This is a genomic window from Mycobacterium innocens (assembly GCF_900566055.1).
Classification (GTDB): Bacteria; Actinomycetota; Actinomycetes; order Mycobacteriales; family Mycobacteriaceae; genus Mycobacterium; species Mycobacterium innocens.
This window is the reverse complement of record NZ_UPHQ01000222.1, coordinates 1-12,912: the sequence shown is the minus strand read 5'-3', so window position 1 is coordinate 12,912 and position 12,912 is coordinate 1. Positions and strand designations below refer to the sequence as shown.

12 protein-coding genes are annotated in these 12,912 nt (G+C 66.9%); 5 read left to right on the top strand and 7 right to left on the bottom strand.

Annotated features, from left to right (window positions below):
- Positions 1-1,059 carry a patatin family protein gene (locus tag EET03_RS21170; RefSeq protein ID WP_063470909.1) on the bottom strand — a complete coding sequence of 353 codons (1,059 nt, stop codon included), beginning with the start codon at positions 1,057-1,059 and terminating at the stop codon, positions 1-3.
- A 103-nt stretch (positions 1,060-1,162) separates the two neighbouring features.
- Positions 1,163-1,630 carry a lipoprotein LpqV gene (locus tag EET03_RS21165; protein WP_075545002.1) on the bottom strand — a complete coding sequence of 156 codons (468 nt, stop codon included), beginning with the start codon at positions 1,628-1,630 and terminating at the stop codon, positions 1,163-1,165.
- 117 nt (positions 1,631-1,747) lie between these two features.
- Between EET03_RS21165 and EET03_RS21160 the strand changes: the two genes are divergently transcribed.
- Positions 1,748-2,311, top strand: a complete 564-nt coding sequence (locus tag EET03_RS21160) for a cysteine dioxygenase (protein WP_099193715.1) — start codon at positions 1,748-1,750, stop codon at positions 2,309-2,311.
- The gene (locus EET03_RS21155) at positions 2,311-2,706 is read left to right on the top strand and encodes a rhodanese-like domain-containing protein (protein WP_075545004.1); all 396 of its coding nucleotides are present in this window, start codon (positions 2,311-2,313) and stop codon (positions 2,704-2,706) included. The genes EET03_RS21160 and EET03_RS21155 overlap by 1 nt, the downstream gene beginning before the upstream one ends.
- Here EET03_RS21155 and EET03_RS21150 read toward each other — a convergent pair.
- From EET03_RS21150 to EET03_RS21140, 3 genes are read right to left on the bottom strand one after another with little or no spacing between them, the layout of a single operon-like run.
- Entirely contained in the window at positions 2,703-4,469 is a 1,767-nt protein-coding gene (locus tag EET03_RS21150; RefSeq protein WP_075545005.1) for an alpha/beta hydrolase, read from the bottom strand. The two genes, EET03_RS21155 and EET03_RS21150, sit on opposite strands and share 4 nt — an antisense overlap.
- Entirely contained in the window at positions 4,466-5,239 is a 774-nt protein-coding gene (locus EET03_RS21145; RefSeq protein WP_075545006.1) for an enoyl-CoA hydratase, read from the bottom strand. The genes EET03_RS21150 and EET03_RS21145 overlap by 4 nt, the downstream gene beginning before the upstream one ends.
- Positions 5,240-5,250: 11 nt before the next feature.
- Positions 5,251-6,288 (bottom strand): enoyl-CoA hydratase/isomerase family protein, encoded by a 1,038-nt coding sequence (locus EET03_RS21140; protein ID WP_099194245.1) that lies wholly within the window; start codon positions 6,286-6,288, stop codon positions 5,251-5,253.
- 261 nt (positions 6,289-6,549) lie between these two features.
- Between EET03_RS21140 and EET03_RS21135 the strand changes: the two genes are divergently transcribed.
- Entirely contained in the window at positions 6,550-7,386 is an 837-nt protein-coding gene (locus tag EET03_RS21135; protein ID WP_075545007.1) for a Bax inhibitor-1/YccA family protein, read from the top strand.
- 251 nt (positions 7,387-7,637) lie between these two features.
- Here EET03_RS21135 and EET03_RS21130 read toward each other — a convergent pair whose 3' ends face one another.
- On the bottom strand, positions 7,638-8,855 hold the full coding sequence (locus tag EET03_RS21130; protein ID WP_075545008.1) for an acetyl-CoA C-acetyltransferase: 1,218 nt from the start codon (positions 8,853-8,855) through the stop codon (positions 7,638-7,640).
- 182 nt (positions 8,856-9,037) lie between these two features.
- Entirely contained in the window at positions 9,038-9,997 is a 960-nt protein-coding gene (locus EET03_RS21125) for an SGNH/GDSL hydrolase family protein (RefSeq protein WP_099193714.1), read from the bottom strand.
- 244 nt (positions 9,998-10,241) lie between these two features.
- Between EET03_RS21125 and EET03_RS21120 the strand changes: the two genes are divergently transcribed.
- Together EET03_RS21120 and EET03_RS21115 are read left to right on the top strand one after the other, a co-directional pair.
- Complete coding sequence (locus EET03_RS21120) at positions 10,242-11,309, top strand: alpha/beta hydrolase (protein WP_075545010.1); 1,068 nt, start codon at positions 10,242-10,244, stop codon at positions 11,307-11,309.
- A 44-nt stretch (positions 11,310-11,353) separates the two neighbouring features.
- Positions 11,354-12,748, top strand: a complete 1,395-nt coding sequence (locus EET03_RS21115) for a cystathionine beta-synthase (protein WP_122508822.1) — start codon at positions 11,354-11,356, stop codon at positions 12,746-12,748.
- Positions 12,749-12,912: the final 164 nt, after the last annotated feature.

The window sequence follows — 12,912 nt, the reverse complement described above, 5'->3', positions numbered from 1 at the left end:
TCAGCCCTCGATCGCCGGAGGGGCCGGCTGCTGGTCGTCGGCTTCGAGGGCATCGAGGGCACGCGCGGCCAGGGCCCGACCGGTGGCGATCACCTCGACGGCCCGGTGGAATTCCAGGCTTCGGCAAGTCGCACGCGGCACCTCGATCAGCAGGTCGGCGGGATAGGCCGCCAGAGTGTGGCGGGCCAGCGCGGACTGGGCGATGTCGATGGTTCGGTTCATCACCTCGAAGCTGCCCATTTTCGGGACTTCGGGTGCAGTGTCCGCGGTGTCGGCGTCCTCGCTCTCGTCCGCATCCGACCAGACATCCGGTTCCTGGGATCCCCCGCCGAACCGGCTCAGCACCGCACGCGCGGTCGGCCGGTCGAGCAGGGCCCGGGCGGCGGTGACGTCCAACAGCGCCGAGGTGCTGCGGACCACCCGGTTCAACCACTCGGCGGTGACCCCGGGTTCAGAGCCGCGTGGTAGCCCCGCTTCGCTGCCGTTGAGGCTGACCGCAATGGTCAGGTCGGCATTGACCGCGGCGATCGGCGCAATCGGCAGCGGATCCAGGATGCCGCCGTCGGCGAGTAGCCGCCCGTCGAGTACGTGGGGGGCGATCACCCCGGGTATCGCGATCGACGCCCGGATAGCCTCGTCGAGAGGTCCGCGCTGAAACCACACCGACTTGCCCGCCAACAGGTCCGTCGCCACCGCCGTATAGGGGATCGGCAGTTGTTCGATGGTGACCGGGCCGAGGATGTCGCGCACCGCATCCAGGATCTTCTCGGCCCGCAGCACCCCGGCCGCGGTAATGGACGGGTCCAGCAGTCGCAGGATGGTGCGTTGCGTCAGCGACTTCGCCCAGTCGGTGAATTCCTCCAGCCGCCCGGCCGCGTGCAGGCCGCCGACCAGCGCCCCCATGGAGGAGCCGGCGATCCCGACGATGTCGTAGCCGCGCTCCCGCAGCGTCTGGATCACCCCGATGTGGGCGTAACCACGGGCGCCGCCGCTGCCGAGCGCCAACGCGACGCGATTCGGAGACGATCCGTGCACCCGCACGGCCGCTGGCCCGGTCATCCCTTCATTCTGCGTGGCCGTCATGGCTCCCGCGGAACCGGTCGGCAGTTTCTTGCAGCCGTGATCGCAATTGCGCGGCCGGCTGGAACCGCCCGGCGGATGGCTATCCGCATTCGTTGTTGGCGGCCGCGACCGCCGCCACGATCACCGCCGCCTGACGCGCCGGGGTCAGTTCCGCCCAGCGGATATTCCAACTGCCGGCAACGCCGGATTGCGAGCCCTGCACCATCGCCAGATACGGCTCGATCAAGGCCTCGCCGGTGACGGGCTGGGTCTGCATCCACACCTTGGCGGCATGGCAGGCCTGGAAGTATTGCTCCTCGGTCGACTCGGCGGGCACGTCGACCCGGGTCGTCACGCCGGTGGGTGAGACCCCGACAACACCCGGCGGCAGCGAACTCGGGGCGGTTGGTGACAGCGCCGACGACTTGGCCGGAGATGACGAAGAAGACGCCGCCCTACCGCCGCCGCCGGAATGCCAGCAGCCGGTGACGACCGACACGCTCGCCGCGACAACCAGCGGTCCCCACAGGTAGGCGCACGCCAGGCCCCGAGGTCGCGATCCGCGCATGGTGCCAATTTATGCAACACTGGCTGCCGTGCTGAAGTGCGTCGGATTTTTCGGGTGTTGTCGGCCCTGACCTGCCGCCGATAACCCGATCCGCTTTCGCACTCTGGAGTCCCTCGCATGGCTATGCCTCTTCTCACCGCACCTGCCGTTGCCTCCCCGTTCCCCGGACCCACCCGGCTGCGGGTGCCCGACCTGTTGCACGCCACCGACCAAGTCGCCGACGACGTGCTCAGCGGGCGCTACGACCACCTGCTGCCCCGGGGCGGCCTGCCCGAGACGCAGCGCTGGTTTGCCCGCGTCCACGGGGACGACGACCTCGATATCTGGCTGATCAGCTGGGTTCCCGGACACGCCACCGAATTGCACGACCATGGCGGTTCGATCGGGGCGCTGACGGTGCTGTCCGGGTCGCTCAACGAATACCGGTGGGACGGCCGGCGGTTGCGGCGCCGCCGGCTCGATGCGGGTGATCAGGCCGGGTTCCCGCTGGGCTGGGTGCACGACGTGGTGTGGGCGCCGCGCAAGGCGCCGGCCGTCGAGCCACATTCGACTGCGCCGCCGACGCTGAGCGTGCACGCATATTCGCCGCCGCTGACCGCGATGTCGTATTACGAAGTCACCGAACGCAATACGCTGCGCCGCCAGCGCACCGAGTTGACCGACCAACCCGAAAAGTCGTGATGAGCCGGATCGATCGGATACTGGACCTCGCCCGCAGCCGGTATCGGCGCCTGCCCGCCGGCGAGGTGCCCCAAGCGTTGCGACGCGGCGCGGTGCTCGTCGACATCCGGCCGCAGGCCCAGCGCGCCCGTGAGGGCGAGGTGCCCGGAGCGTTGGTGATCGAACGCAACGTCCTGGAATGGCGGTGTGACCCGACCAGCGACGCCCGCCTACCGCAGGCCGTCGACGACGACGTCGAATGGGTGATCCTGTGCTCGGAGGGCTACACCTCCAGCCTGGCGGCGGCCGCGCTGCTGGACCTCGGGCTGCACCGCGCCACCGACGTCATCGGCGGCTACCACGCGCTGGCGGCCGCCGGCCTGCTGGCCGAGCTCAAGCCGCTGGGCAGGTGTTAGCCTGACGAGCCGAGCGGCTTGGCGTCGGAGTGCAACACCGGCCGCAGGCGCTCGGTCATCTGCTGCGTCCAGCCGGGCGGCGACAGTATCGCGGCCCAGGCGTCGGCCGCATCGGCGACGTAGTGGTGCCCGTGTCCCGGCGGCACCTCCACTGCCACCGCCATGTCGGCGGTGACTTGCAGGAACGTCACCACCGGGATCCAGCGGGTCTGCGGCAGCACGTCATAACCTCGCGGTTCGTGCAGCCAGTCAGGTTTCTTGAACAACAGATCAGGCGTCCACCACGCGATCGGATCCGAGGCGTGCTGCAGATAGACCACGCGCGGCCGCCCCCAGGGCACGTCCGGTCGTTGCAGATCACTCGGGCGCGCGACGAACCGCACATTGGCGCCGTGGTGATAAATCGGCAGCCACTCCGGTGAACCGGGATCGCGAGTCGAGGTCAAGTCGTTCCAAATGGTGTTGTTGAAGGTCGGGCCGCTGAACAAGGCGCCGTCGGTGCGGGCGAGCACATTGTCGAGAGTCATGAACGGCGCCTCGCCGCCGAAGGATCCGAGGCTCTCACCGAACACCACCAGCTTGGGACGCATGAATTCCGGCATCTGCCGGATCAACTTGTCGACCGCCTCGAACAGGGCATGTCCGGCATGGCGGGCGTTCTCCTTGTCCACCAGGAACGACAGCCAGCTCGGCAGGTACGAGTACTGCATGCTCACGATCGCGGTGTTGCCGTTGTAGATGTACTCCAGCGCGTCGGCTTCGGCCTCGTTGATCCAGCCCGTGCCGGTGGTGGTGGCGACGGCGACGACAGCGCGTTGCAGACCGCCGGTGCGCTGCAATTCGCGCGCTGCCAGCCCGGCCGTCTCCGTGATTCCGTTCGCAGAGTCCAAGCCGGCATAGGCCCGGATCGGCTCGGTCGCCGGGGTTCCGTTGAACTTGGTCAGTTCGGCGACGGTGGGACCGGCCTCGACGAAGATGCGGCCCTGGTGACCCAGCGAGTCCCACGACACCAGCGACTGCGGGCCGCCCGAGCGCAGCGACGTCTTCGGCGGCGCCGTGTTGGGATTCATCTCCTCGTTGACGGAGGCAAAGGTGCTGTTCATGGAGTGCATCGCGAACTTGAGCACGACACCGTTGAGCAGCGTGATCGTCAGCGCCACCAGCAGGACCACCACGATGGTCGCCGACACCCGGAACGGCGCGATCCGGTCGACTTGCCCCACCAGGAAACCGACCAGCCGCCGGATGAACTGGCCGGTCTCGACAAGGGTGAACAACGCGATCAGCGATACGGCCGCGGCCAGCGGGTAGTCGTACCACTTCAAGTGCTCGACAAACATCAGGTCGCGCACGTCGTCCTGCCAGACGTGGAACCAGATCGCCATCAGGACCATGCCGACCGCGCCGACCGAGATCAGCGGCAGCCAAACCCAGCGCGGTGGTGGCGGACTGGAATTCTGCGAGCGCATGTACCGGACCAGCCAGACCGTGAAGACGCCCAAGCCATACCCGATGGCGCCCGAGATGCCGCTGACCAGACCCTGGTAGAGCGGGCCGCGCGGCAGTAGTGACGGCGTCATGGAGAACCACAGGAAAATCAACCCGAGCGCGGTGCCGGTGAAGGTGTAGTGGCGTATCCACCACGCCTTGCGAACCGTTTGCGGCTCAGGTGTTTTGGCGACCGGGACGGCGGACGACTCGGCGCCGGCGGCTTTCGGTTGCGTTCCGGTGTCGGTGCTCGTCGCAGAATGCGGTTCGCTCATCGGTGGGTGAAATGAGGCGGCCGCTTCTCGATGAAGGCCGCCATGCCTTCCGATTGATCGTCGGTGGCAAAGGTCGAATGGAAGAGCCGGCGTTCGTAGAGCAGACCTTCGGCCAGAGTCGATTCGAAGGCTCGGTTGACGGCCTCTTTGGCCATCCGGGTGGCTGACCGTGACAGCTGCGAGATGGTGGTGGCCACGGCCTTGGCCTCGGTCAGCAGGTCGTCGGCCGGCACCACCCGCGAAACCAGGCCACTGCGCTCGGCCTCGGCGGCGTCGATGGTGCGCCCGGTCAGGATGAGATCCATGGCCTTGGCCTTGCCGATGGCCCGGGTCAACCGCTGCGAGCCGCCCATACCGGGCAGGACACCGAGCTTGATCTCTGGCTGGCCGAACTTGGCGGTATCGGCGGCGATCAGCAGGTCGCACATCATGGCCAGCTCGCAGCCGCCGCCCAGTGCATATCCGGCCACCGCGGCGATCGTCGGGGTACGCACGGCGGCGAGTTTGCCCCAGGCAGCGAAGAAATCGGCGTCGAACGCGTCGGCGAACGTCAACCCGGCCATTTCCTTGATGTCGGCGCCCGCGGCGAACGCCTTGGCGGAACCGGTGACGACGATCGCCCCGATGCCGGGATCGCTGTCCAATTCCGTTGCCGCGCTGGTGACTTCGCCCATCACCTGGCTGTTGAGCGCATTCAGCGCCTGCGGCCGGTTCAGCGTGATGGTGCCGACCCGCTCGTCGCGCTCGACCAGAATCGTTTCATATCCCATGGATTGCCTTCCTAGAAGCTCAAGTCGTCACCGACCGGCTCGAAATACGCTGCCACGTCGGCCTTGGTGATCTCGGCCAGTGCCGCCGGCGACCATTTCGGCTTGCGGTCCTTGTCGATCAGTTGCGCGCGGATGCCTTCCACCAGATCGTGGGAGCGCAGCGACGCTGACGACACCCGATAGTCTTGGACCAGAACGTCTTCCAGCGTTTCCATGGCGGCGGCGCGGCGAACTGCCTCCAACGTCACCGACAGCGCGATGGGCGAGCGGGTGGCGATCAGCTCGGCGGCGTCGTTCGCCGGGTGTGCGCCATGATCCCGCAGCTTGGCGACGATCTCGGCGACGGTATCGCCGGTGTAGCACTCGTCGATCCAATCGCGTTGTGCGGCAAGCTCACTGGGTGGAGGTTCGACGGTGTGGTGGGCAAGTGCGCTCGCCACGCCGTCGGAGGTGATCGCGGCGCGGAACGCGTCGAGGTCGGCGTGCGGCACGTAGTGGTCGGCAAAGCCCATCGCGATGGCGTCGGCTCCGGAAAACGGCGCTCCGGTCAGCGCGGCGTGCAAACCCAGCGCGCCCGGTGCCCGGGACAGCAAGTACACCCCACCCACGTCGGGGATGAACCCGATGCCGACCTCGGGCATCGCGACCTTGGAAGTGTCGGTGACCACCCTGACGTCGCCGTGGGCGCCGACGCCGACGCCGCCCCCCATCACGATGCCGTCCATCAGTGCCACGTACGGCTTGGAGAACCGGCCGATCTGGCCGTTCATCAAATACTCGGCGCGCCAGAACCGCCGCGCCTCGACCCCGTCCTTGCGGGCGCTGTGGTAGACCGCGACGACGTCGCCGCCCGCGCACAAGCCGCGTTCGCCGGCCCCCGAAACCACCACAGCACGGACTTCGTCGTCGCGTTCCCAACGAATGAGCACCGTGCTCAGCAGGTCCACCATCGTCTGGTTCAGCGAATTGATCGACTTCGGCCGGTTGAGCGTAATCAAGCCGACGCCACCGTCGACGCGGGTCAGAACTTCGTCGGATTCGCCCGTCACGGCCTCAGTCACGCCCAGGTCTCCAATCGCAGGAATCCGTCCCAAGTCTGCCCCATGAGTTTGACGAGCAATCTAGATCGTGACTCGCCCCGGGGTGCCCGCGGGGCTAAGGTTTATCTTGAGCCGGACGACAAAACAGCAGCTCCGCTGGGAACCCGGCCGGGCCACTGATCGTTGAGCAGGTGTTCGCACAACTCGAAGCTGTAGTCCGAAGCTTCCGAAGCTGTAGTCATATGTGGAGCCACAAGAGAGGATCCGACGGTGCGGGAGACAAGTAACCCGGTATTTCGTTCGCTGCCGAAGCAGAGGGGCGGATACGCACAATTCGGTCCGGGCCTGGCCCAGCCGGGATACGCGGCTGACCCTTACCCTGCTCCCTACCAGGAAACCCGGGCTGCGCGCCCGCTGACCATTGACGACGTCGTCACCAAGACCGGCCTGACCTTGGCCATGCTGACGGCCAGCGCCGTGGTCTCCTACTTCCTGGTCGCCCAGAACCTCAACCTTGCGATGCCGCTGACCCTGATCGGCGCGCTCGGCGGGTTGGCGCTGGTGCTGGTCGCCACCTTCGGTCGCAAACAGGACAACCCGGCGATCGTGCTCACCTACGCCGGACTCGAGGGCCTGTTCCTGGGAGCCTTCTCGTTCGTCATGGCCAACTTCTCGGTGGGCTCGGCCAATGCCGGAATGCTCATCGGAGAAGCCGTCCTGGGCACTCTGGGCGTGTTCTTCGGCATGCTCATCGTGTACAAGACCGGGGCCATTCGGGTGACGCCCAAGTTCACCCGGATGGTGGTCGCTGCCCTCTTCGGCGTGCTGTTCCTCATGCTCGGCAACTTCGTGCTGGCGATGTTCCAGGTCGGCGGCGGCGAGGGTTTGGGCCTGCGCAGCCCCGGTCCGCTGGGCATCATCTTCTCGCTGGTGTTGATCGGTATCGCGGCGTTCAGCTTCCTGATCGACTTCGATGCGGCTGACCAGATGATCCGCGCGGGAGCGCCGGATAAGGCGGCATGGGGTATTGCCCTCGGCCTGACCGTCACGCTGGTCTGGCTCTACATCGAGATCCTGCGCCTGCTCAGTTATCTGCAGAACGATTAGTTCGGGCGACAAAAAGCCGGCACGTACGTGCCGGCTTTTTGCTGCGCTGTGCGGTGGCGGCGGTGAGTGTGCGCTGGCGGCGGCGAGTGTGCGCCGGTGGCGGTGCCCAGCGCGGCGGCGCCGCCCTGGGCTCACGGTGAACGCCCACAACGCACACTCAACGGCCGCAACGACCGTCGGCCGCGAGCAGCAGACGTAAGGGCCCGATTTCGCTCCAAAGCGGGTCCTATACCCGCTAACCCCTATACCCGCTAACTGAGCCGCTCGATCACCATCGCCATACCCTGGCCGCCGCCCACACACATCGTCTCCAGACCGAATGTCTTGTCGTGGGTCTGCAGGTTATTCAGCAGCGTGGTGGTGATGCGTGCGCCGGTCATGCCGAACGGGTGTCCCAGGGCGATCGCTCCGCCCGAGACGTTCAGCTTGTCCTCGTCGATGCCCAGCTCACGGGCCGATCCCAGCACCTGCACCGCGAAGGCTTCGTTGATCTCGACCAGGTCGATGTCGTTGATCGACATGCCGGCTCGTTCGAGTGCCTTCTTGCAGGCCTCAATCGGGCCGAGGCCCATGATCTCCGGGGACAAACCGCTGACGCCCGTGGACACGATGCGCGCCAAGGGTGTCAGGCCGAGTTCTTTGGCCTTGGTGTCGCTGGTGATCACCAGCGCGGCGGCGCCGTCGTTGAGTGGGCAGGCGTTGCCGGCGGTGACGGTGCCGTTGGGCCGGAACACCGGCTTGAGCTCACTGACCTTCTCGTAGGTGGTACCCGCCCGCGGGCCGTCGTCAGCGCTGACCGTGGAGCCGTCCGGGAGCGTGACCGGGGTGATCTCGCGTTCGAAGAAGCCGCTCTTGATCGCCTCCTCGGCGCGGTTCTGGCTGCGCACACCCCAGTGGTTCTGGTCTTCGCGGGAGATGCCGGTGAGGATTGCGACGTTTTCCGCGGTCTGGCCCATCGCGATGTAGACGTCGGGCAGCTTGCCGTCGGCGCGCGGGTCGTGCCATTCGTCGGCGCCGGCGGCGGCAGCAGTGGAGCGTTCCTGGGCCTCGTCGAAGATCGGGTTCTTCGTGTCCGGCCAGGAGTCGGAGTTGCCCTTGCCGAACCGGGAGACTGTCTCCACCCCCGCGGAAATGAAAGCGTCGCCTTCGCCGGCCTTGATCGCGTGGAATGCCATTCGGGTGGTCTGCAACGACGACGAGCAGTACCGGTTGACCGTGGTGCCCGGCAGGAAGTCATAGCCCAGCGCAACAGCGACGACGCGCGCAATGTTGAAGCCCGACTCGCCGCCGGGCAGACCACAGCCCATGATCAGGTCGTCGATCTGGTGTGGGTTCAGCGCGGGCACCTTGTCCAGTGCGGCACGCACCATCTGCACGGCCAGGTCGTCGGGCCGCATGGTGACCAGTGAGCCTTTCATGGCGCGGCCTATGGGCGAGCGGGCGGTTGAGACGATGACGGCTTCCGGCATAACGGACTCCCTCCATTGGGGTGTGCGAAGCCGAATTTAGCCTGGCGACGATGCGGCCCGCGAAGCGGGGCGAGGGGGAGGCGGGCGATGGGGGTGAGCCTGGCGCCGAATTTAGCCTGGCGACGATGCGGCCCGCGAGGCGGGCATCTCCGAGCTGGCGGGCCGGACAACCCCGGCCGAGGTCAGCCCCCGGCTGGCGCGGCGACGGCTGCGGGCACGGTCGGCAGCGGACGCCGCCATAGCCGCGACACGATGCTGCCTCGGGTGGGCTCACAACCGCGTGCCGGCGCAGCGGGTCGGGGTGGCAGCTCAAGCCCCGGTCGGGCGATCTTTCCGCGCAGCGCGTCGCGCAGGGCGAGCAACAGCTGGTCGGCTGCCAACGCGTAGGCGGTCGCCGACGGGTGGTACCGGTCGGCGGAGAACATGCCTTCGGGAGCGGCCCGGAATTGGGGCGCCAGCAGGTGTGCCAACGGCACCGGCACCCCACCGGCCGCTTTGACGGCGACGGTCTGAGCGCGGGCCAGCCGCGTAGCACGCGTGTGCGCCAGGGAACGCAGCGGCTGGGGGATGGCCGTGATGACACCGAAGTCGGGACAGGTGCCGACGACCACGGCCGCGCCGCGGGCACGCAACCTGCGCACCGATGAGGCCAGCCGCTCGGCAGATTCTCCGATGCGGTTGAGAGACGTGACGTCGTTGGCGCCGATGATGATCACCGCCGCGTCCGGCGGCGGTCCGGCCACGAACATCGCATCGACTTGACCGCCAACGCCTTTCGAGGTGGCGCCGACGATGGCTTTGGTGCTCAACCGGACCCGCTTGCCGGTCTGCTCGGCGAGTTTGCGTGCGATCAGCACGCCCGGGACTTCCTCGCCGCTGGTACACCCGTATCCGCACGCCGTCGAGTCGCCGAACATCATCAGGTGCAGGTCGAATGGTGTTCCGCGGCGCCACCGTTGCACCAGCCCGCCGCCGCGGGTGTAAACGCCATCGGCACGAGGCGGCATGTCGCAGGCTCTGGGAATGACGGTGCGCACGTGTGTCGCCTGACCGACCAGCAAGTTGCGTGCGCCCAGATAGGCCGTGCCCGTCGAGGCAAGTGCACCTGCTGTGGCCAAAGCGATAGTCGAACGTCGCGGCACGCTTATGCCCACGAGACCAGTTTAGATCGGCTTCGCTGTTTGCGCGGGTAGCTGACAAAACAGGTGAATTACGGTGCGGATCAATTGTGATATCGAATCAGACGCTACGAACGTTGCCTCGGGAATATGCTGTCAAGCTAAGTCGGACGAGTTGGCTGACCGCTTCGGGGGAGCAGGTGAACCGGACGCTCAACCTTTTCGTCACATGCTGTATCGGACTACAACGGCGTAGGAAGTGTTGAGCATGACGGCACCGAACAGGGTATCCGGTTCCCCCAGACATCCGATTCGCCCACGGGACGTTCTCAAGGCACGTAGACTACAGGCACGCAGATTTGCCATCAGCGACGGCGCTCCGGTTGAGGTCGTCGAGTCTGGCCCAAGTATTGCTGCGCGAGTTGCTACGCTGGCGTCGCGGCTGACGATCCGGCCGGTTCTCACTGTGGGTAGCTACGTTCCGCATGTGCCGTGGCCGTGGGGACTGATCGACCACGCTGCCAAGATGCTGCTTCCGGCACCGGTAACCGTCAGGGCCTCAGTGAGCTTGCCTAATGCCTCGGCGCAACTGGTTCGGGCGCGCGGCGTGCTGCCCGCGGACGGCACCCGGCGAGTGGTTCTGTATCTGCACGGCGGCGCGTTCTTGACCTGTGGAGCAAACTCGCACGGGCGGCTTGTCGAGTTGCTGTCACAGTTTGCTGATTCGCCCGTCCTGATCGTTAACTATCGGCTGATGCCCAAGCACTCGATCGGGATGGCGCTCGACGACTGTCACGACGGCTACCGTTGGCTGCGCCTGTTGGGTTACGACCCGGAGCAGATAGTGCTGGCCGGCGACTCCGCCGGCGGCTATCTCGCATTGGCGCTCGCGCAGCGGCTGCAGGACGAGGACGAGGAGCCGGCAGCTCTGGTAGCGATCTCGCCACTGCTACAGCTGGCAAAGGAAAACAAGCAGGCGCACCCGAACATCAAAACCGACGCGATGTTCCCGGCGAAGGCCTTCGATGCGCTTGGCGAATTGGTTGCTAGCGCAGCGGCCAACAACGCTGTCGACGGCAAACTCGAGGAGCTTTACGAGCCACTGGAGCACATCCGGCCGGGCCTGCCGCGAACCCTGATTCACGTGTCCGGATCCGAGGTGCTGTTGCACGACGCACAGCTGGCCGCACGCAAGCTGGCGGCGGCCGGTGTGCCCGCCGAGCTTCGCGTCTGGCCCGGCCAGGTGCACGACTTCCAGGTCGCCGGGCCGCTGTTGCCCGAGGCGGTGCGCTCACTGCGCCAGATCGGCGAGTACATCCGGGAAGCCACCGGCTAGTAGCTGGATGTACGCGGGCCCAAACCGCCTGAGACCATGAACGCATGCGGATCGCGCAGCACATCAGTGACCTCATCGGCGGCACACCACTGGTCCGCTTGAACTCGGTCGTCCCGGGCGGGGCCGCGACCGTGGCGGCAAAGATCGAATATCTCAGCCCGGGCGGCAGTTCCAAGGACCGGATCGCGGTGAAGATGATCGACGCCGCCGAGGCCGCCGGACAGCTGAGGCCCGGCGGCACCATCGTCGAACCCACCTCCGGCAACACCGGGGTCGGGCTGGCGTTGGTTGCACAGCGCCGTGGATACCGGTGTGTGTTCGTCTGCCCGGACAAGGTCAGCGAGGACAAGCGAAATGTGTTGCGCGCCTACGGCGCCGAGGTAGTCGTGTGCCCGACGGCGGTGCCGCCCGCCGACCCGGACAGCTACTACAGCGTCTCCGACCGGTTGGTCCGAGAAATCGACGGCGCCTGGAAGCCCGACCAGTACGCCAACCCCGAAGGACCGGCCAGCCACTATGCCACCACCGGGCCGGAGATCTGGGCCGACACCGACGGCAAGGTCACTCATTTCGTCGCCGGCATCGGCACCGGCGGAACGATCACCGGTGCGGGCCGCTATCTCAAAGAGGTGTCCGGAGGTCGGGTGCGCATCGTCGGCGCCGACCCCGAGGGCTCGGTGTATTCGGGCGGCACCGGCCGCCCCTATCTGGTCGAGGGGGTCGGCGAGGACTTCTGGCCGGCGGCCTACGACCCTTCAGTTCCCGACGAGATCATCGCGGTGTCAGACGCCGACTCGTTCGACATGACCAGGCGGCTGGCCCGGGAGGAAGCGCTGCTGGTGGGCGGGTCGTGCGGGATGGCGGTGGTGGCGGCATTGAAAGTCGCCGAAACCGCCGGACCCGACGCGCTGGTTGTCGTCCTGCTGCCCGACGGCGGCCGCGGCTATATGTCGAAGATCTTCAATGACGCGTGGATGTCGTCGTACGGATTCCTGCGGAGCCGTCTCGACGGGTCGACCGAGGAAGCCACGGTCGGTGATGTGTTGCGCCGCAAGTCCGGTGCGTTGCCCGATCTGGTGCACACCCATCCAGCGGAGACGGTGCGCGACGCGATCGGGATTCTTCGCGAGTACGGGGTGTCGCAGATGCCCGTCGTCGGCGCCGAGCCGCCGGTGATGGCCGGTGAGGTTGCCGGCAGTGTGTCCGAACGCGAACTGCTGTCGGCCGTTTTCGAGGGCCGCGCCAAGCTGGCCGATGCCGTGTCACAACATATGAGCCCGCCGCTGAAGATGATCGGGACCGGCGAATTGGTCAGCGTGGCCGAAAAGGCGTTGCGGGACAGTGACGCGTTGATGGTGGTGGAGGAAGGTAAACCGGTCGGCGTGATTACCCGCTACGACCTGTTGGGTTTCCTGTCCGAAGGGGCGGGTCGACGCTGAGCGCCGGCGGGGGATAGCCACCCGACACAGCGCGGCCGGCGGCTTTCGCCCAGCCTCCCAACGGCATCCGACCTCAGGTACTGTAAGGCCGCCTCAAGCGAACCCTGAGTGGAAGGTTGCTCCCATGACCGATCAGCCGCCCCCCGGCGGGTCTTACCCCCCAC

Coding starts and splice junctions, on each gene's coding strand:
- EET03_RS21155 (WP_075545004.1), top strand. CDS start 2,311: ATGAGCCGGATCGATCGGATACTGGACCTCGCCCGCAGCCGGTATCGG.
- EET03_RS21165 (WP_075545002.1), bottom strand. CDS start 1,630: ATGCGCGGATCGCGACCTCGGGGCCTGGCGTGCGCCTACCTGTGGGGA.
- EET03_RS21130 (WP_075545008.1), bottom strand. CDS start 8,855: ATGCCGGAAGCCGTCATCGTCTCAACCGCCCGCTCGCCCATAGGCCGC.
- EET03_RS21150 (WP_075545005.1), bottom strand. CDS start 4,469: ATGAGCGAACCGCATTCTGCGACGAGCACCGACACCGGAACGCAACCG.
- EET03_RS21115 (WP_122508822.1), top strand. CDS start 11,354: ATGCGGATCGCGCAGCACATCAGTGACCTCATCGGCGGCACACCACTG.
- EET03_RS21120 (WP_075545010.1), top strand. CDS start 10,242: ATGACGGCACCGAACAGGGTATCCGGTTCCCCCAGACATCCGATTCGC.
- EET03_RS21170 (WP_063470909.1), bottom strand. CDS start 1,059: ATGACCGGGCCAGCGGCCGTGCGGGTGCACGGATCGTCTCCGAATCGC.
- EET03_RS21145 (WP_075545006.1), bottom strand. CDS start 5,239: ATGGGATATGAAACGATTCTGGTCGAGCGCGACGAGCGGGTCGGCACC.
- EET03_RS21160 (WP_099193715.1), top strand. CDS start 1,748: ATGGCTATGCCTCTTCTCACCGCACCTGCCGTTGCCTCCCCGTTCCCC.